Origin of the sequence: Variovorax sp. MSC1_012 (assembly GCF_023667525.1) — a bacterium.
Lineage (GTDB): Bacteria > Pseudomonadota > Gammaproteobacteria > Burkholderiales > Burkholderiaceae_C > Variovorax > Variovorax beijingensis_B.
The window spans coordinates 2,666,623-2,685,399 of the sequence record NZ_CM174443.1; the positions used below are offsets into that span (position 1 = coordinate 2,666,623).

Below are 18,777 nucleotides of genomic sequence, written 5' to 3' on the forward strand. Positions count from 1 at the left end.
ACGCCCGTTACTGCTTGCCGATTTCCGTCAGCAGCCGAGTGACGAGATAGAGCCGCGGCACGATCGAGTCGACCTCGATGTATTCGTCGCGTGCGTGATAGCCGAAGCCCGCAAGGCCGAAGCTCTCGACCACGGTGGCCTTGCCGGAGCGGCCCGCATAGCCCGCATCGGTGCCGCCGCCGGTCATTGGCGTGAGAGCGAGTTCGCGGCCGATTTCCTTGTAGATGGCCTGGGCCTTCTCGGCCAGTGCGCGGCCTTTCTCGCCTGCCACGAAAGCCGGGCGGCCCACTTCGACCTTGACCGTGGTTTCGGTATCGGGCACCAGCTTGCCACTCGCGATCTTCGCCTGCAATGCTGCCTCCAGCTTCTTCTCGGCGCCGGGCTGCGTGATGCGGATGTCGCCGAGTGCCTGGGCCTTTTCGGTGATCTGGTTGATCGGGCCGGTGGCGCGCGCCACGGTCCAGTTGAGCGCGACACCGGGGATGTCCTTCGCGACGTCCCTGGTCTGCAGCAACTGGTACGACAGCTCGTACAGGGCGTTGCGACCCAGCTCGGGCGCCGCACCCGCATGCGATGCCCGGCCCTTCACTTCGAGCGTGGCCTGCGCGATGCCTGCCGCGCCCAGCAGCAGCGATTCGCCCTTGGCCACCGACTTGGCGGCGGTGGGTTCGAACGACAGCACCGTGTCGTGCTGATCGGCCATGGCCGCGATGAGCTCGCCGGAGCCGACCGAACCCACCTCTTCGTCGGGATTCATGAGCACCGTGAGCGTGTCGTAGTCGCGCCAGCCTGCATCGGCCAGGATCTTCAGCGAAGCCATCATGACCGCGAGCCCGCCCTTGTCGTCCGCGATGCCCGGTCCGTAGATGCGGTTGCCATCGACCTTGTAGGGCTGGCTGTTCAGGATGCCTGCGGCGTACACCGTGTCCATGTGGCCCTGCAGCATGATCCTGCGCTTGCCCGTTCCCTTGATGGTGCCGATGACGATGTCGGCGCCCGCGCCTCCCGTGGCCTTGCGCCGCTCGACCTTGAACCCCGCGGACTTCAGCCGTGCCTCCACCGCATCAGCCATCTTGAGCAGGCCATCCACGTTGAGGCTGCCCGATTCGATCAGCACCATCTCCTTGAGGTTGTCGATCACCGCGGGCTGCGCCTTTTCGGCGGCAGCGAGCAGCTTTGCGTCGGGCGCGGCGTGCGCCGCGACGGCGGCACCGAGGGCCAGGCCGCAGGCCAGTGCAACGGAACGCGGAGTGAAGAAAGGCGAAGAACGCATGGTCATGAGAGATTCTTTTCATGGAGTGAGTCGCGGGCGCCAGCATAGCGGTCCGATGCAGAGCATCGGTACGCCTCGGCGACATCGGACCGCGCGTGCGACGCCGCCGGACACATCACCTCTTGCGCGCCACGATGTAGGGGCGATCGTTCTTGCCCTTCGTCGCGTGGCTCTCCATGGCAAGAATGTCGAAGCCCGCGGCATGCATCTGCCGTCTCAGGTCCTCCGCCCCGAAGACACCGGCATGCGGTGCCTTGCCGATCGCGCGCATGGCGGGCAGCAAGACAAGCCGGATCAGCGGATTCATGTCCCGGACGCAAGGCGTCTTGGAAATGAACAGCCCCTGCGTCGCAAGCAGGGCGTGGATGCAGCGCAGCGTGCCGGGCAGGTCGCGCACCAGGTGGAGGTAGTTGAACCCCAGCACAACTTCGAAGCGTGCGGCTTGCGGCATGAGCGCCTCCGCGGTCGCCGTGCGAAAGACAAGCGCAGGAACAGGGGCGGCGGCGAGCCTCTCGTTGGCGATCTCGATCATTCCGCTGGAGATATCCGTCGCGACATACGCCCGGACATGGCCCGCGATCCGCAACGCCGTGCTGCCTGTCCCGCAGCCCAGCTCCAGCACCCTGGCATCCGGTTCCAGCAGCGTACGGGTCCGCTCCAGCGTCCGCTCGTAGCCGGCCGGATCCGCGATGGCGCCCCTCGCGTACCTTCGCGAAGCCCGGTCCCAGAATGCGGCGTCGCTCGCCAGGCTCATGTCGGGCAGCCTCTTCAGCCCTTGCCGCGCGCTGCCGCCTTCTTCGCAGGCCCGGTCTTGCGCGCCGCGGCCTTCAGCGCAGGCGCCTCGCGCGCGGACTGCATGTGCCCGCTCTCCGCCGTGGTCATGCCCACGATCTTCGCGAGCTGCCGGCTCACGCTCACATAGGCATGGCCGAGGCGGCTGTCGAAATACAGCGAGTCGCCGCGCCCCAGGTGCACCACCTCGCCGTTCTCGAAGTGCACCTCGATCTCGCCCGACAGCACATAGGCGAATTCCTCGCCCGCATGCCGAACGAAGTCTTCCGGGCCATGGATGCGCCGCGCATGCACCGTGCCCACGATGGGGCTCATCTGCTTGCCGGCCGCCGTGGTGCCGAGGAACTCGTAGGCGATCGACAGGCCCCGGTACACCACGCCCTTGCCCGCGCGCGTGACCACCGGCCCGTCGAGCTGCGCGGGCTTGACGCCGGCGCCCGCGAACATAGCGTTCATGTCCATCTCCAGCGCGCGGCCGAGCGCGGTGAAGTTCTCGTAGCCCAGCGCGAGCTGGCCGCGCTCGGCGCGCGAGATGGTGGTGATCGACACGCCCGAGCGCTCGGCCAGCTGCGCCAGCGTCCAGCCGAAGCGCTTGCGCGCAGCGCGCAGACGATGGCCGAAGGTAGTGCGGTCGAGCGTGGGCGCCTCGTCCTTCGGCCTTGTTCCCGGCTTGGTCCCTGTGTGTGGATTCACGCTTGGCTTTCTCTTGTGGTGCAGCGCAATTCTGCCAGCCCGGTGCCGCGCCATCCATGACGACCCGCGTCGCGCTGGCCCGAAATTTGCATATACGCAAATTGCGTTGGCGCAAATTTCACCGATGCAGTGCACCATGGTTTCCCCTTGGTGCCTCCTATTTTATTTGCGTATCCGCAAATTTCTACCTACACTTTTCGCCGATGACTGCAAACTCTCCAGCGCCCACAGTGGCCGACTACCTTGTGATTGGCGGCGGCATTGCCGGGGCTTCGGTGGCCCATTGGCTCGCGCCGCATGCCCGCGTGATCCTGCTCGAACGCGAAGCCCAGCCGGGCTATCACTCCACCGGCCGCTCGGCCGCGCTCTTCATGGAAAGCTATGGCACCGCGCAAGTGCGCGCCCTCACCATGGCGAGCCGCGCCTTTCTCGAGCATCCGCCCGAAGGCTTTTCCGAGCACCCGCTGCTCACGCCGCGCGGCGCGATGATGGTCGCGAGCACCGAGCACCTGCCGGAGCTCGAAGCCCACTGGAACGTGCTGCGCGCCATGAATACCGGCGCCACGCGGCTTGGCAGTGAAGAAGCGCTCGCGATGGTGCCTGCGCTCAGGCCCGAGCAGGTGGCCGGCGCCGTCTACGAGCCCGACGCTGCCGACATGGACGTGCACGCCATCCACCAGGGCTACCTGCGCGGCATGCGGCAGGCCGGCGGCAAGCTGGTGTGCGATGCTGGCGTGACGGCCATCGAACGCATCGGCGGCCACTGGCGCGTGACAGCCGGCGGTGCCGTGTACGAAGCGCCGGTGCTGCTCAACGCCGCGGGCGCCTGGGTCGACACTATCGCGCAGATGGCGGGCGTGCAGCCCATCGGCATCGAGCCGCGCCGGCGCTCGGCCTTCGTCTTCGCGCCGCCCGAAGGCAGCAGCGTCGCGCACTGGCCCATGGTGTTCGGCGCCGACGAAGGCTGGTACATCAAGCCCGATGCCGGCATGCTGCTCGGCTCGCCAGCCAATGCCGACCTGGTCGAGCCGCAGGACGTGCAGCCCGAAGAGCTGGACATCGCCTTCGCGATCCACCGCATCGAGGAAGCGACCACGCTCGCCATCCGCCGGCCCGCGCGCACCTGGGCCGGCCTGCGCTCCTTCGTGGCCGACGGCGACCTGGTGGGAGGCTTCGATCCGGGCGCGCCGGGCTTCTTCTGGGTTGCGGCGCAGGGCGGCTACGGCATCCAGACCTCGGCGGCCATGGGCGAAGCCTGCGCCGCGCTGGCACGCGGACTGCCGCTGCCCGAACGCATCGCGGGCTTCGGCCTCACGGCCGAGATGCTCGGGCCGCAGCGGCTGCGCACTGCCGCAGCCGGCTGACAAGAACACTCCCACAACCACAGAGACAAACCCATGCGTGTCTTCAGCGCCTCCCTGGCCACCGAAACCAACACCTTCGGCCCGATGCCGACCGGCCTTGCCTCCTTCAAAGACCGCGGCTACTTTCCGGCCGGCCAGCACCCGGACGCGATGACACTGTTCTCGGGCCCGCTGTGGGCCGCACGCATGCGCGGCGCCGATCGCGGCTGGGAGCTGTTCGAGGGCATGGTGGCCGGCGCGCAGCCCAGCGGCACCACCACGCGCCACGCCTACGAAACGCTGCGCGACGAGCTGCTGGCCGACCTGCGTGCGGTGCTGCCGGTCGACATGGTGCTGCTCGGGCTGCACGGCGCCATGGTGGCCGACGGCTACGACGACTGCGAGGGCGACCTGCTCGCGCGCGTGCGGCAGATCGTCGGGCCCGGCGTGGTGATCGGCGCCGAGCTCGATCCGCACAACCACCTCACGCCCGAGATGGTCGACAACGCCGACCTGATGATCTCGTTCAAGGAATATCCGCACACCGATGTGCTCGAGCGCGGCCTGGAGCTGGTCGACATCTGCACCGCCATGGCCGAAGGCAAGGTGAAGCCGGTGGCCGCGATGGTCGACTGCGACATGATCGTCACCGTGCACACCTCGCGCGAGCCGGCGCGCGGCTTCGTCGAACGCATGCAGTCGCTCGAGGGTAAGGACGGTGTGCTGTCGATCTCGCTCACGCACGGCTTCTCGTGGGGCGATGTGCCCGAGATGGGCACCAAGGTGCTGGTCTATACCGACGGCGATCAAGCCAAGGCCGATGCGCTGGCCCGCCAGCTTGCCGACGAAGTCATTGCCATGCGCGACGGCCTCGCCATCGACTACCCGAGCATCGACGCCTCGCTCGACCAGGCACTGGCCTTCGACGGCGGCCCGGTGGTGCTGTCTGACGGCGCCGACAACCCCGGCGGCGGCGCGGCCAGCGACTCCACCTTCATCCTGCGCCGCATGGTCGAGCGCGGCATCACGAACGCGGCCATCGGCCCGATGTGGGACCCGATCGCGGTGCGCATTGCCTTCGATGCGGGCGTGGGCGCGAAGCTCGCGATGCGCATCGGCGGCAAGATCAGCCCGCTGTCGGGCGATCCGATCGACCTCGACTGCACCGTGAAGGCGCTCAAGCACGACCTGGTGATGACGGGCCTCGCGGGCACGCCCACGCTGATGGGCGACAGCGCACTGGTCGAGGCCAACGGCATCGAGATCGTGCTGATCACGCTGCGCAACCAAGCCATGGGCACTGACCTGTTCACGCAGCTCGGATGCGACCTGGCGGCCAGGAAGATCGTCGTCGTGAAGTCGTCGCAGCATTTCTACGCCTCTTACTCCAAGGTAGCGAAGCATGTGATCTACGCCGGCGCCCCCGGTGCAGTGACGCTCGACCTGAACACCCTGCCCTACCGAAAAGCCCGCCTCCCCAAGTGGCCCATCGGCGTTGCCGCCTGATCCTGTTTATTGCCCCACCGGAGAACCGACGATGAAACGACGAACGCTCGCAGCCCTTGCCACCACCCTGGCGCTTTCGGCCGCGTGCCTGCCGGCGCTCGCCCAGACGCCGCCCAAGACGCTCAAGGTGGTGGCGCATGCCGACCTGAAGATCCTCGACCCGACCTTCACCACCGCCTACATCTCGCGCAACTTCGGCTACATGGTCTACGACACGCTGTTCGCGCAGGATGCGAACGGCAAGCCGCAGCCGCAGATGGCCGAGAAGTACACCTCCTCCAAAGACGGCAAGCAGTGGAGCTTCACGCTGCGCCCGGGCCTGAAGTTCTCCGACGGCGCCGCCGTGACCTCGGCCGACGCCATTGCCTCGCTGCAGCGCTGGGCCGCGCGCGACAGCATCGGCCGCGCCATGGTGGCGGGCGGCGCCGAGTGGAAGGCGGTGGATGCGCGCACCTTCACGCTCACGCTCGCCGAGCCCTTCGGCCTGGTGCTCGAGGGCCTGGCCAAGCCCTCGAGCTTTCCGCCCGTGATCCTGCCCGAGCGGCTAGCGAAGATGCCCGCCACGGCGCCGCTGCCCGAGGTGATCGGCTCCGGCCCCTTCATCTTCAAGCGCGACGAATGGGTGCCGGGCAACAAGACCGTGTTCGTGCGCAACCCCAACTACCTGCCGCGCAGCGAACCGCCGAGCGGCCTGGCCGGCAGCAAGAAGACCAGCTTCGACCGCGTCGAATGGCTCTACCTGCCCGACGCTAACAGCGCCATTGCGGCGCTCAAGCGCGGAGAGGTCGACCTGGTCGAGCAGGTGCCGCCCGACTACATCGCGCCGCTGCGCACCGACCCCGGCGTGAAGATCGGCTCGGGTGGCACCTACCAGGGCTTCCTGGTCATGAACCACCTGCTGCCGCCTTTCAACAACCCGAAGGTGCGCCAGGCGCTGCTGCAGGCCGTGAGCCAGGAACGCATCGTTGCGGCCATGGGCTATCCGCTGGACATGCGCATGGCCTACTGCCAGACCTTCTTCATCTGCGGCAGCCCCAACGACACCGCCGCGGGCGCCGAGCCCTACCGCAAGGCCGACGTGGCCAAGGCCAAGAAGATGCTCGCCGACGCGGGCTACAAGGGCGAGAAGGTCACCATCCTGGTGCCGAGCGACGTCACCTATCTCAACGCCGAGGCGCTGATGGCCGCGCAGACCATGCGCAGCATCGGCATGAACGTCGATGCGCAGACCATGGACTGGGCCTCCATCGGTGCGCGCCGCGCCAAGCGCGATGCGCCGGAGGCCGGCGGCTGGAACATGTACGTCACCGTGGCCGGCGAGTTCGACGTCAACTCCCCCATCACCAACGCCTACCTGAGCGCGGCCTGCGGCAACACCCTGCCCGGCTGGCCCTGCGACAAGCCGCTCGACGAGCTGCGCAACGCCTGGCTGAAGGAAACCGTGCCGGCCAAGCGCCGCGAGATCCTCGACGCCTTCCAGGCCCGCGCCTACGAAACGGTGCCCTACATCAACGCAGGCCAGTACACGGCTGCGTTTGCCGCCCGCGCCAGCCTCAAGGGCACCGACAAGCTCTGGGCCGGCATGCCGACGGTCTGGATGCTCGACAAGTAACCGGCACCGCGCGGCAGCACCATGGGCTACATCCTCAGGCGATTTCTCTCGACGCTGCCCGTGATGGCAGTGGTGGCGGTGGTGGTGTTCCTGCTGATCCACCTGTCGCCGGGCGACCCCGCGGCGCTGATCGCGGGCGACCTGGCCTCGGTCGAAGACATCGAGAAGCTGCGCGCCGCGCTGGGCCTGAACCTGCCGCTGTGGCAGCAGTTCGCGATCTGGCTCGGCAAGCTCTTCACGGGCGATCTCGGCACCTCGATCTTCACGCAGGTGCCGGTGGCGCAGCTGCTCTCGCAGCGGCTGGAGCCCACGGTGTCGATCGCGGTGCTGACCATGGCACTCACGCTGGTGCTGGCTGTGCCGCTGGGCACGCTCGCGGCCTACCGCGCGGGCAGCTGGATCGACCGGCTCGTGATGCTGTTCGCGGTGCTTGCGTTCTCGGTGCCGGTGTTCCTGGTGGGCTACCTGCTGATCTACGCTTTTGCGATCCAGCTGCCGTGGTTTCCGGTGCAGGGCTACGTGCGCTTTTCCGACAGCCCCGGCCAATGGCTGCGCGGCCTGGTGCTGCCCTGCGTGAACCTGGCGCTGGTGTACATCGCGCTCGTCACGCGCATGACGCGCGCCACCGTGCTCGAGGTGCTGCATGAAGACTACATCCGCACCGCGCGCGCCAAGGGCCTGGGCGTGCTGCCGGTGCTGGGCCATGCACTGCGCAACGCGGCCATTCCCATCGCCACCACGGTGGGCGTGGGCATCGCGCTCTTGATCGGCGGCGTGGTGGTGACGGAGACGGTGTTCGCCATTCCGGGCGTGGGCCGCCTCGTGATCGATTCGGTGCAGCGCCACGACTATCCCGTGATCCAGAGCGTGCTGCTGCTGTCGGCCGGCGTGTACGTGCTGATCAACCTGCTGATCGATCTGAGCTACCGGCTGTTCGATCCGCGCATCCAGTACTAGATGACCCATGTCCACCGTACTTCCGATGAGTGAACTTCCACCGCCCGTTGCCATCACCGTGGCCGACGATGCGCCCTTCGTGCCGCCACGCTGGCGCTGGGTGCGCAAGCATCCGACGCTGATCGTCGGCGGGCTGCTGCTGGTTGCAGTGGCTGCGGTCTCCATCGGCGCACCCTGGATCGCCACCTTCGATCCGCAGGACATCGATCCGCTCGCGCGCATGCAGCCGCCGTCGGCCGAGCACCTGTTCGGCACCGACGCACTCGGCCGCGACGTGTTCAGCCGCGCCGTGTGGGGCGGGCAGGTGTCGATGATCGTCGGTGCCTCGGTCGCGCTGCTCGCCACCTTCTTCGGCGTGCTGATCGGCCTGTTCGCGGGCTTCGTGCGCTGGGCCGACGGGCCGGTGATGCGCGTGATGGACGGGCTCATGGCCATTCCCGGCATCCTGCTCGCCATTGCGCTCATGGCGGTGACGCGCGCCAGCCTCACGACGGTGATCGTCGCCATCACGGTGCCGGAGATCCCGCGCGTGGTGCGGCTGGTGCGCTCGCTCGCGCTCACCCTGCGCGAGCAGCTGTATGTGGAGGCAGCGCATGCGGTCGGCACGCGGCTGCCGGTGATCCTGCTGCGACACGTGCTGCCCAACATGGTGGCCCCGCTGATCGTGCAGTCGACCTTCGTGGCCGCCGCCGCGGTGCTGACCGAAGCGGCGCTTTCCTTCCTTGGCGTGGGCGTGCCGGCGCAGACGCCGAGCTGGGGCAACATGATGGCCGAGGGCCGCAACTTCGTGGCAGTAGCGTTCCACATCATCCTGTACCCGGGCCTGCTGCTGGCGGCCACGGTGCTGGCGATCAACCTGCTGGGCGATGGCCTGCGCGATGCGCTCGACCCGCGCCTGGCGCGGCAGCTTTGAGGCCCGCCATGGCACCGATGTCCCACCTCGCGCTCGCGCCCGGCGAGCCCCTGCTCGAAGTCGACAACCTGCGCACCCATTTCCATACGCTGGCCGGCGTGGTGCGCTCGGTCGATGGCGTGTCGTACACCGTGCGCGCGGGCCGCACGCTCGGCGTGGTCGGCGAATCGGGCTGCGGCAAGAGCGTGACCGCGCTCTCGATCCTGCGGCTGGTGCCCACGCCGCCGGGCCGCCACACGGGTGCCGTGCGCCTGCGCGGCACCGACCTGATGCAGCTCGGCGAACGCGAGATGCGGCAGATCCGCGGCAACCGCATCTCGATGATCTTCCAGGAGCCGATGACCTCGCTCAACCCGGTGCTCACCGTGGGCCGGCAGATCGCCGAGACGGTGCAGCTGCACCAGAAGGCCAGCCGCGCCGAAGCGCTGCAGCGCGCGGTCGAGATGCTGCGCGTGGTGCAGATCCCCGAGCCCGAGCGGCGCGTGAACGAGTATCCGCACCAGCTCTCCGGCGGCATGCGCCAGCGTGTGATGATTGCACTGGCCCTGGCCTGCAACCCCGAGGTGCTGATTGCCGACGAACCCACCACCGCGCTCGACGTGACGATTCAGGCGCAGATCCTCGACCTCATCAAGCGGCTGCAGAAGGAGCTTGGCATGGGCGTGGTGATGATCACGCACGACCTCGGCGTGGTGGCCGAGAGCTGCGACCGCGTGGTCGTGATGTATGCCGGCAAGAAGGTCGAAGAGGCCGACGTGGTCGACCTGTTCGACCGGCCGCTGCACCCCTACACGCGCGCGCTGATGGCTTCGATGCCGTCGATGAACACCGCGAGCACGCGGCTGGCCGAGATTCCGGGGCTGGTGCCGGCCGCGCACGAGCTGGGCCGCGGCTGCGCCTTTGCGGCGCGCTGCAGCCATGCGCGCGAGCGCTGCCGCGCCGAGACGCCGCAGCTCACGATGCAGGGCGGTGACCACGTGGTGGCCTGCTTCGCCGTCGAAGAACAATGGGCTCCCATCGGCCAGGCGGCCGGCGAGGTGATGGCATGACCACAACAACCGCGGCCCCGCTGCTCCAGGTGCGCGACCTGCGCAAGCACTACATCTCGCCCAAGCGCTGGCTGCGGCCGGCCAGGCCCGCGATCCAGGCGGTCGATGGCGTCTCGTTCTCGGTGGCGCGCGGCGAAACGCTGTCGCTGGTCGGTGAATCGGGCTGCGGCAAGACGACCACCGCCAAGTCGGTGATGCGGCTGGTCGAGCCGACCTCGGGCTCGGTGCAGCTCGAAGGCGAGGAATTGCTGACGCTCTCCGCCAGCGAGATGCGGCTGCGCCGGCGCCAGCTGCAGATCATCTTCCAGGACCCGTATGCCTCGCTCAATCCGCGCCTCACGGCTGGCGACATCGTGGCCGAGCCCATGCGCAACTTCAGCAACTTCGGCACGGGCACGGCCGCCGAGCGGCGCGAGCGCGTGCAGTGGCTGTTCTCGCGCGTGGGCCTCAGGCCCGAGGCGGCGAAGAAATTTCCGCACGAGTTCTCGGGCGGCCAGCGGCAGCGTCTGGGCATCGCGCGCGCGCTGGCGCTCAACCCCAAGCTGATCGTCTGCGACGAGCCGGTGTCCGCGCTCGACGTGTCGGTGCAGGCGCAGGTGGTGAACCTGCTGATGGATCTGCAGGCCGAGTTCGGCATTGCCTACCTGTTCGTCGCGCACGACCTCGCCGTGGTGCGCCACATCAGCCACCGCGTGGCCGTGATGTACCTCGGCCACATCGTCGAGATTGCAGACCGCAATACGCTGTTCTCCGCGCCGCGCCATCCGTACACGGAAATCCTTCTCTCGGCGGTACCCGTGCCGAACCCGCGCACTCCCGCGCGCCGCCTGCTGCTGCAGGGCGATCCGCCGAGCCCCGCCAACCCGCCCTTGGGCTGCCGTTTCCACACGCGCTGCCCGATGGCGCAGGACGTGTGCAAGGAGAAGACGCCCGAACTGACGGAGCGCCCTTCGTCTTCCAAGGGTGGCCATTGGGTCGCCTGCCACTTCCGTTGAAAGCATTGCCCTCATGACCGACAAGACACCCCACTACGACCTCTTGATCCGCGGCGGCACCGTGATCGACGGCACCAAGGCGCCGCGCTTCGACGCCGACGTGGGCATCGTCAATGGCCGCATCGCCGCCATCGGCAAGCTCGCGGGCCACACGGCCGACCGGACGCTCGACGCCACCGGCCGCATCGTCGCGCCGGGCTTCATCGACTCGCACACGCACGACGACCAGGCCGTGCTGTCGCAGGCGCAGATGCCGTTCAAGGTGTCGCAGGGCGTGACCACCGTGATTGCGGGCAACTGCGGCATCAGCGCCGCGCCGCTGCGCGAAGACATGGAGCTGCCGATGCCGCTGAGCCTGCTCGAGACGCCGGCCGAAGACCGCTTCACGACCTTCGCGGCCTACCTCGATGCACTGCGCGCCACGCCCTCGTCGGTCAACGTGGCGGCGATGGTCGGCCACTCGACCCTGCGCGCCGTGACCATGTCCGACCTCGACCGGCCCGCGACCGCCCAGGAGATCGCCGCCATGCAGGCGCTGGTCGAAGAAGCGATGCAGGCCGGCGCGATCGGCCTGTCGACCGGCACCTTCTACCCGCCGGCCGTGAAGGCGACGACCGAGGAGATCATCGAGGTCGGCCGCCCGCTCACGGCGCGCAAGGCGCTGTACGTGACGCACATGCGCGACGAGGCGGACCGCGTGATGGAGTCGCTCGAAGAAACCTTCCACATCGGCCGCGCGCTCGGCGTTCCGGTGGTGGTGTCGCACCACAAGGTGCAGAACGCGCAGAACTTCGGCAAGAGCAAGGTCACGCTGCCCTTCATCCAGGAAGCGATGAAGCACCAGTGCATCGGGCTCGACTGCTACCCCTACACGGCGGGCTCCACCATGATCCGCGCCGACCGCGGCATGATCGATGGCCGCGTGCTGATCGCGTCGAGCGCGCCGCATCCCGAGTGCGCGGGCCGCGACCTGAAGGACATCGCGGCCGAATGGGGGGTATCGGGCGAAGAGGCGGCGAAGCGGCTTTCGCCCGGCAGCGCGATCTATTTCATGATGGACGAGGACGACGTGCAGCGCATCCTCGCCTTTGAAGACACCATGATCGGCTCCGACGGCATTCCGCTCGGCGAGAAGCCGCATCCTCGGCTGTGGGGCACCTTTCCGCGCGTGCTGGGTCACTACAGCCGCGACGTCGGCCTGTTTCCGCTGGAGACGGCGGTGTGGAAGATGACCGGGCTCACCGCACGCAACTTCGGGCTGCACGAGCGCGGCACTTTGAAGCCGGGCCACCACGCCGACGTGGTGATCTTCAATGCGGCTACGGTGCGCGACACCGCGAACTACGAAACGCCGATCGAGCCCGCCGAAGGCATCGATGCGGTGATCGTGAACGGCGCCGTCACGTGGCAGCACGGCATGCACAGCGGTGCGCGCAACGGGCAGGTGATCATGCGCAAGGACGCGGCCTGACACCTCACGCCACGGCGGCACCTGCATGGCGCCCGCCCTCGCATCCTGGTGCATGCGCAGCACCGGATCGGTGAACACGCCGGGCCTCGCGGGCCCGCCTTTTCTCTCTCCTTTGCGCTTCCACCCTCTGGCGGCGCGCACCTAGGGGATTTCCCTTGACAGCTGGCCCGGAGCTTGCGTAGTTCGTCTATATAGTTGAATATTTCAACTATTGAAGACTTCTACCAACCCGCCATGCACGCTCCGCTCCGCCTGAAGAACGACTACCTCAACGTGCTGCTCGACCTGGCCTCGCAGCGCACGCGCGACCGCGGCTCGCGCGTCTACGAGATCGAGCTCGGCCTGTCGATCCGCGACGTGCGCCTGCTGCGCATGATCGGCGGCGCGCCCGGCATCACCATGGGACAGCTGGTGCAGACCTGCGGCATCGAGAAGACGCTGGTCTCCAAGCTGGTGGGCTCGCTGGTGCAGCGCAAGCTGGTCGAGCGCCAGATCGGCACCGAGGACGCACGGCAGATCCACCTGTGCCTGAGCCAGGCCGGCGTCGAGATGGTGCAGCGCGCCGAGCCCATCGGGTACGAGATGGAAGCGCGCTTCCTTGACTGCCTGAGCGTTGCCGAGATCGAGAGCCTGCGCCGCATCCTGCACAAGCTCATCGACGCGGAAGAAGGCTCGCGCGACATCTTCGAATTCCTGCTGGTGCAGCTGCGCGAAAGCAAGGAACCGCGCCCGTCTTCCTCTCCCGCGTCTTCCGCGCCCTCCCGAAAGAAGTAAGGCTCCATGGCAATCCACCTTTCACCGCGCCGCGTTGCGGCGGCCTCCCTGTCGGCGCTGGCCTTGTGCTTCGCCATCACCGCGTCCGCCGAGACCGTGCTTCGCACCGTGCCCTCGTCGGACCTGAAGATCGTCGACCCGATCTGGACCACCGCCAACATCACGCGCAACCACGGCCTGATGATCTACGACACCCTCTTCGCGATGGACGAGAAGGGCGTCATCCAACCGCAGATGGTCGACAAGTACAGCGCGAGCGCCGACAACAAGGTCTGGACCTTCGCGCTGCGCCCGGGCCTGAAGTTCCACGACGGTGCGCCGGTCACCTCGCAGGACGTGATCGCCTCGCTGGCCCGCTGGGCCAAGCGCGACACGCTGGGCCAGAAGATGTATGAGGCCATGGACAGCATCGTCGCCGACGGGCCGAACGGCTTTCGCATGAGCTTCAGGCAGCCCTTCGGCGTGGTGCTCGACGCGCTCGGAAAGCCCAACCCGCTGGTGCCTTTCATCATGCCCAAGCGCGTGGCCGACACGCCCGCCGACAAGCAGATCGACGAGATGACCGGCTCCGGCCCCTTCACGCTTGCCAAGGAAGACTTCCGCCCGGGCGACCGCGTCATCTACCGCAAGAACGCCGCCTACGTTCCGCGCAAGGAGCCCGCCTCGGGCCTAGCCGGCGGCAAGGTGGTGCATGTCGACCGCGTCGAGTGGGTGATGCTGCGCGACCCGCAGACGCAGGCCAATGCACTGCTCAACGGCGAGGTCGACATGATCGAGACCGTGCCCGTGTCGGGCTACACCGGCATGCGCACCAACGACAAGATCGAGCTGGTCGACCTGATGCCGGCGGGCCCCTTCACGGTGCTCTACAACCACAAGGTGCCGCCCTTCAACAATCCGAAGGCGCTGAAGGCCGCGATGCTCGCCATCAACCAGGAGGCCATGCTTCGCGCACAGGTCACCTTCCGCGATTTCTACAAGCCCTGCGCCTCGATCTACCTGTGCGGCTCGCTCTACGCGAGCGACAAGACCGGCTTCTACACCGGCAAGCCGCAGTTCGAAGAAGCACGCAAGCTTCTCAAGGAATCGGGCTACGACGGCAAGCCCGTGGTGCTCATGCTGCCGGGCGATGCGCCCGCGCTGAACAAGCTGCCCGCGGTGTACGGCCAGCTGCTCAAGCAGGTGGGCTTCAACGTCGACGTGCAGACCACCGACTGGGCCACGCTCGTGACCCGGCGCGCCAAGAAGGACCTGCCCGAGAACGGCGGCTGGAACGCCTTCATCACCTTCTGGGGCGGCGTGGACGCGAGCAGCCCCATCGGCTACAGCCCCCTGACCGGCAACGGCGACCAAGGCTACTTCGGCTGGCCGGTGGTGCCCGAGCTCGAGGCACTGAAGACGAAGTTCATCGCCACCGCCGACCTCGCGCAGCGCAAGGAAATCGCCACGCAGATCCAGCAGGTCGTGCTCGAGCACGGCGTGCTCGCACCGCTCGGCGAAGCCAAGGCACCCACGGCCGTGCGCCGCGGCACGATCACCGGCCTGCTGCCCTCGCCGGCGGTTCTGTACTGGAACGTGCGCAAAAAGACGGCGCCATCGCCATGACCGCGCCATAAGCCGGCCCGCGCGCCCGCCCCTCTCCCCTTTCTGATCGAAACCCCTGACCGGTTGCGCCTTGCGCGGCAGCCGGGCGGGACTTCCTTTGCCCGCGCCGGACGCCCGGCCCTTCGTCACGGACCTGATTCACATGCTCCACTTCCTGTTGCGCCGCGGACTGGCCACCGCGCCCGTGCTCCTGATCGTGGCCGTCATCGTCTTCCTGCTGCTGCGCATGACGCCCGGCGATCCGGCGGCCGCCATCGCGGGCGACGCGGCCAATGCGCAGGACATCGCACGCATCCGCGCCCAGCTGGGCCTCGACGCATCGATCGTCACGCAGTTCGTGCACTGGCTCGGCCAGGTGCTGCGCGGCGACCTCGGCTACTCGTTCTTCTACCGGATGCGCGTGACCGACCTGATCGGCCAGCGCCTGGAGCCCACGCTCTCGGTGGCGGCGGTGACGGTGGTGCTCACGGTGCTGATCGCCGTGCCGATCGGCGTGCTCGCGGCCTCGCGGCGCGGCGGCCGGCTCGACCGCTTCATCATGGGCGCCTCGGTGCTCGGCTTCTCGGTGCCGGTGTTCGTGGCCGGCTACGTGATGATCTGGCTGTTCTCGATGCAGCTCGGGTGGCTGCCCTCGCAGGGCTACCAGCGCATCGGCGACGGCATCGGCCCGTGGCTGCGCCACCTGGCGCTGCCCTGCATCACGCTGGCCGTGATGTACGCGGCACTCATTGCGCGGGTCACGCGCGCGGCGGTGTCCGAGGCACTCACCGAAGACTACGTGCGCACCGCGCGCGCCAAGGGAATTTCGGAGTGGCGCATGCTGCTGCGCCACGCGCTGGCCAACGCGGCCGTGCCGATCGCCACCGTCATCGGCCTGAGTGTGGCGGGTCTGATCGGCGGTGTGGTGGTCACCGAAACGATCTACGCGATTCCCGGCCTCGGCCAGCTCACGGTGGACGCCGTGCTCTCGCGCGACTACCCGCTGATCCAGGGCATCACCCTCTTCTTCTCGCTCGTCTACGTGGTGGTCAACCTGCTGGTGGACCTGAGCTACCTGCTGCTCGATCCGCGCATCCGTTACTGACAGCGATCGCATTCACGCACTCCCTTCGAAAGCCCGCCATGACTTCGATTTCCCTGCGCGACGATGCGCCCACCCCGGCTGCTGCCGCAGCGGCCGGGATTCCTCCCGCCGCGCCCCGGGCCCCGACCCGGTCGCTGCTGCGCCGCCTGCTCGCCAACGGCGCCGTGCGCGTCGGCGGTGCCCTGCTGGTCGCGATGCTGGTGCTGGCGGTGGCCGCGCCCTGGCTCTACACCATCGACCCGAACGCGATGGACCCGGCGAATTCGCACCTCCCGCCCGGCGCGCACACCGAATTCACCACGCTCGCAGGCGACAGCTTCGAGCGCTTCTTTCCGCTGGGCACCGACAGCATGGGCCGCGACCTGTGGAGCCGCACTGCCTACGGCGCGCGCATCTCGTTGTCGGTGGGCGTGGCGGTGGCGCTGGGCTCGGTCGCGTTCGGCCTCGTGATCGGCATGGTGGCGGGCTACTTCCGCCGGCTCGACGGCGTGATCATGCGGGTGATGGACGGGATGATGGCCATTCCCGGCATCCTGTTCGCGATCGTGCTGGTGGCCGTGTGGCGGCCCAGCCTGTTCACGGTGATCCTGGCCATCGTGGTGCCCGAGACGCCGCGCGTGGCACGGCTGGTGCGCTCGGTGGTGTTGTCGGTGCGCGAAGAACCGTATGTGGAAGCAGCCGTTGCGCTCGACACGCCGACCTGGAAGCTGATGCTGCGCCACATCCTGCCCAACACGGTGGCGCCGCTGATCGTGCAGGGCACTTTCATCTGCGCGGCGGCAATGCTGGTGGAGGCCGTGATGTCGTTCCTGGGCATCGGCCTGCCGTCCGACGTGCCGACCTGGGGAAACATCATGTCCGAAGGCCGCACGCACTTCACCTCGCACCCCTCGACCGTGCTGCTGCCCGGCCTCTTCCTGGCGCTCACGGTGCTGGCCGTGAACATGCTCGGCGACGGCCTGCGCGACGCGCTCGATCCCAAGTTCAAACCGCGCGGAGGCTGACCATGACATCCACTCCTTCTTCTGCTTCTGCGACATCAGGCGCGCCCTGCCTCGTGGTGTGCGACCTCACCATCGACCTGCCCGCCGGCGCCGACCGCGCGCATGCGGTGCACGGCATCTCGTTCGACGTGATGCCCGGCCAGGTCGTGTGCCTGCTCGGCGAGTCGGGCTCCGGCAAGTCGGTCATCGCGCAGGCCGCGATGGGCCTGTTGCCCGCGTCGCTGCGGCCCTCGGCCGGGCGCATCGAGGTGCAGGGCGAGAACGTGCTCGCGGCCGATGCGAAGCGGCTGCGGGCCCTGCGCGGCGCGCGCATGGCAATGGTGTTCCAGGAGCCGATGACCGCGCTGAACCCGGTGATGCGCTGCGGCGCGCAGGTCGACGAGATCCTGGCCGAGCACACGACACTGGGCGCCGCCGCGCGCCGTGAGCGCGTGCTCGCCATCTTCGAGCGCGTGCGGCTGCCCGAGCCCCAGCGCATCTACGACGCCTACCCGCACCAGCTCTCGGGCGGTCAGCGCCAGCGCATCGTGATCGCCATTGCGCTGATCCTGCGCCCCGCACTGCTGATCTGCGACGAGCCCACCACCGCGCTCGACGTGACCACGCAGGCCGAGATTCTTTCGCTGATCCGCGAGATGCAGCAGGAGAACGGCACCGCGGTGCTGTTCATCACGCACGACTTCGGCGTGGTGGCGGACATTGCCGACCAGGTGGTGGTGCTGCAGCTGGGCCGGCAGGTCGAGAGCGGCCCGAAAGACGAGGTGCTGCGCCGACCGAAAGAGGCCTACACGCGGATGCTGCTCGACGCCGTGCCGCGGCTGGCCCCGGTGCTGCGCGCGCCCATCGAAGCGAAGGCGCCGCTGCTCGATGCGCGCTGCGTGGGCAAGGTCTACCGCACGGGCAACTGGCCCGGTAAACGCCGCACGGTGCATGCGGCGGTCGACGTGTCGCTGAAGCTGCATGCGGGCGAAACGGTCGGCATCGTGGGCGAATCGGGCTCGGGCAAGTCGACCGTGGCGCGCTGCATCGCGCGGCTGATCGAGCCGACCGACGGCGACATCCGCGTGCCAGGCATCGAGGGCTCGCGCGGCGCGCAACGCTCGGCGTTCCGGCGCATGGTGCAGGTCGTGTTCCAGGACCCGAACCGCTCGCTCAACCCGCGCCGCACGGTGGGGCAGTCGATCGTCGAGGGGCCGGTGAATTTCGGCATGCCGCACGCCAAGGCCTGGCAGCGCGCCGAGGAGCTGATGGCGCTGGTGCGGCTGCAGCCCGAGGTGCTGCACCGCTACCCGAGCGAGTTCTCGGGCGGCCAGCGCCAGCGCCTGTGCATTGCGCGCGCGCTGGCCTGCGAGCCGCGCGTGCTGATCGCCGACGAGGCCGTGTCGGCGCTCGACGTGTCGGTGCAGGACCAGATCCTGAAGCTGCTCGCGGAGATCCAGCAGCGGCTGTCGATCGGCATTCTGTTCATCACCCACGACCTGCGCGTGGCCAGCCAGATCTGCGACCGACTCATCGTGATGCACGGAGGCCGCATCGTCGAAGAAGGCAGCGCACACGACGTGCTGCTGTCGCCGCGCGAGGCCTACACGCGCACGCTGCTGGCCGCGGCGCCGGGCCAGGGCTATGCGTTCGGAGGCGGCTGAGCGCCGTCGCCCTCCTGAATTTTCCGATCACCTTCATTCAACCACCCAAGAAGAAACGAAGCC

The 18,777-nt window shown here is 68.3% G+C and carries 16 protein-coding genes; 13 read left to right on the top strand and 3 right to left on the bottom strand.

The window, feature by feature from the left end:
* Positions 1-7: 7 nt before the first annotated feature.
* From L1081_RS12670 to L1081_RS12680, 3 genes are all read right to left on the bottom strand, one after another.
* Positions 8-1,279 carry a glutamate carboxypeptidase gene (locus tag L1081_RS12670; RefSeq protein WP_489416708.1) on the bottom strand — a complete coding sequence of 424 codons (1,272 nt, stop codon included), beginning with the start codon at positions 1,277-1,279 and terminating at the stop codon, positions 8-10.
* A gap of 109 nt (positions 1,280-1,388) precedes the next feature.
* A complete protein-coding gene (locus L1081_RS12675; RefSeq protein ID WP_489416709.1) occupies positions 1,389-2,027 on the bottom strand; it encodes a methyltransferase domain-containing protein in 639 nt (212 codons plus the stop codon).
* Between the two features lie 14 nt (positions 2,028-2,041).
* On the bottom strand, positions 2,042-2,758 hold the full coding sequence (locus L1081_RS12680) for a helix-turn-helix domain-containing protein (RefSeq protein WP_489416710.1): 717 nt from the start codon (positions 2,756-2,758) through the stop codon (positions 2,042-2,044).
* Between the two features lie 203 nt (positions 2,759-2,961).
* Between L1081_RS12680 and L1081_RS12685 the strand changes: the two genes are divergently transcribed.
* The 13 genes from L1081_RS12685 to L1081_RS12745 all read left to right on the top strand — a co-directional run bounded on the left by L1081_RS12685 (position 2,962) and on the right by L1081_RS12745 (position 18,714).
* Positions 2,962-4,122 (top strand): FAD-dependent oxidoreductase, encoded by a 1,161-nt coding sequence (locus L1081_RS12685; protein ID WP_489416711.1) that lies wholly within the window; start codon positions 2,962-2,964, stop codon positions 4,120-4,122.
* A 33-nt stretch (positions 4,123-4,155) separates the two neighbouring features.
* Positions 4,156-5,607, top strand: coding sequence for a M81 family metallopeptidase (locus L1081_RS12690; protein WP_489416712.1), 1,452 nt, complete (start codon positions 4,156-4,158; stop codon positions 5,605-5,607).
* Positions 5,608-5,638: 31 nt separating this feature from the next.
* Positions 5,639-7,219: an ABC transporter substrate-binding protein gene (locus L1081_RS12695; protein WP_489416713.1), complete on the top strand. Its 1,581-nt coding sequence runs from the start codon at positions 5,639-5,641 to the stop codon at positions 7,217-7,219.
* A 21-nt stretch (positions 7,220-7,240) separates the two neighbouring features.
* Positions 7,241-8,176, top strand: coding sequence for an ABC transporter permease subunit (locus tag L1081_RS12700; protein ID WP_489416714.1), 936 nt, complete (start codon positions 7,241-7,243; stop codon positions 8,174-8,176).
* Positions 8,177-8,201: 25 nt separating this feature from the next.
* The gene (locus tag L1081_RS12705; protein ID WP_489416715.1) at positions 8,202-9,089 is read left to right on the top strand and encodes an ABC transporter permease subunit; all 888 of its coding nucleotides are present in this window, start codon (positions 8,202-8,204) and stop codon (positions 9,087-9,089) included.
* 8 nt (positions 9,090-9,097) lie between these two features.
* Positions 9,098-10,138, top strand: coding sequence for an oligopeptide/dipeptide ABC transporter ATP-binding protein (locus tag L1081_RS12710; protein ID WP_489416716.1), 1,041 nt, complete (start codon positions 9,098-9,100; stop codon positions 10,136-10,138).
* Entirely contained in the window at positions 10,135-11,133 is a 999-nt protein-coding gene (locus L1081_RS12715) for an oligopeptide/dipeptide ABC transporter ATP-binding protein (protein WP_489416717.1), read from the top strand. Before L1081_RS12710 ends, L1081_RS12715 begins: the two co-directional genes overlap by 4 nt.
* A gap of 13 nt (positions 11,134-11,146) precedes the next feature.
* Entirely contained in the window at positions 11,147-12,604 is a 1,458-nt protein-coding gene (locus L1081_RS12720; protein WP_489416718.1) for an amidohydrolase family protein, read from the top strand.
* A 234-nt stretch (positions 12,605-12,838) separates the two neighbouring features.
* On the top strand, positions 12,839-13,378 hold the full coding sequence (locus tag L1081_RS12725; protein WP_489416719.1) for a MarR family transcriptional regulator: 540 nt from the start codon (positions 12,839-12,841) through the stop codon (positions 13,376-13,378).
* Positions 13,379-13,384: 6 nt separating this feature from the next.
* A complete protein-coding gene (locus tag L1081_RS12730) occupies positions 13,385-14,983 on the top strand; it encodes an ABC transporter substrate-binding protein (RefSeq protein ID WP_489416720.1) in 1,599 nt (532 codons plus the stop codon).
* Positions 14,984-15,125: 142 nt separating this feature from the next.
* Positions 15,126-16,067, top strand: a complete 942-nt coding sequence (locus tag L1081_RS12735; protein WP_489416721.1) for an ABC transporter permease subunit — start codon at positions 15,126-15,128, stop codon at positions 16,065-16,067.
* Positions 16,068-16,105: 38 nt separating this feature from the next.
* Entirely contained in the window at positions 16,106-17,071 is a 966-nt protein-coding gene (locus L1081_RS12740) for an ABC transporter permease subunit (RefSeq protein WP_489416722.1), read from the top strand.
* Between the two features lie 2 nt (positions 17,072-17,073).
* On the top strand, positions 17,074-18,714 hold the full coding sequence (locus L1081_RS12745; protein WP_489416723.1) for a dipeptide ABC transporter ATP-binding protein: 1,641 nt from the start codon (positions 17,074-17,076) through the stop codon (positions 18,712-18,714).
* Positions 18,715-18,777: the final 63 nt, after the last annotated feature.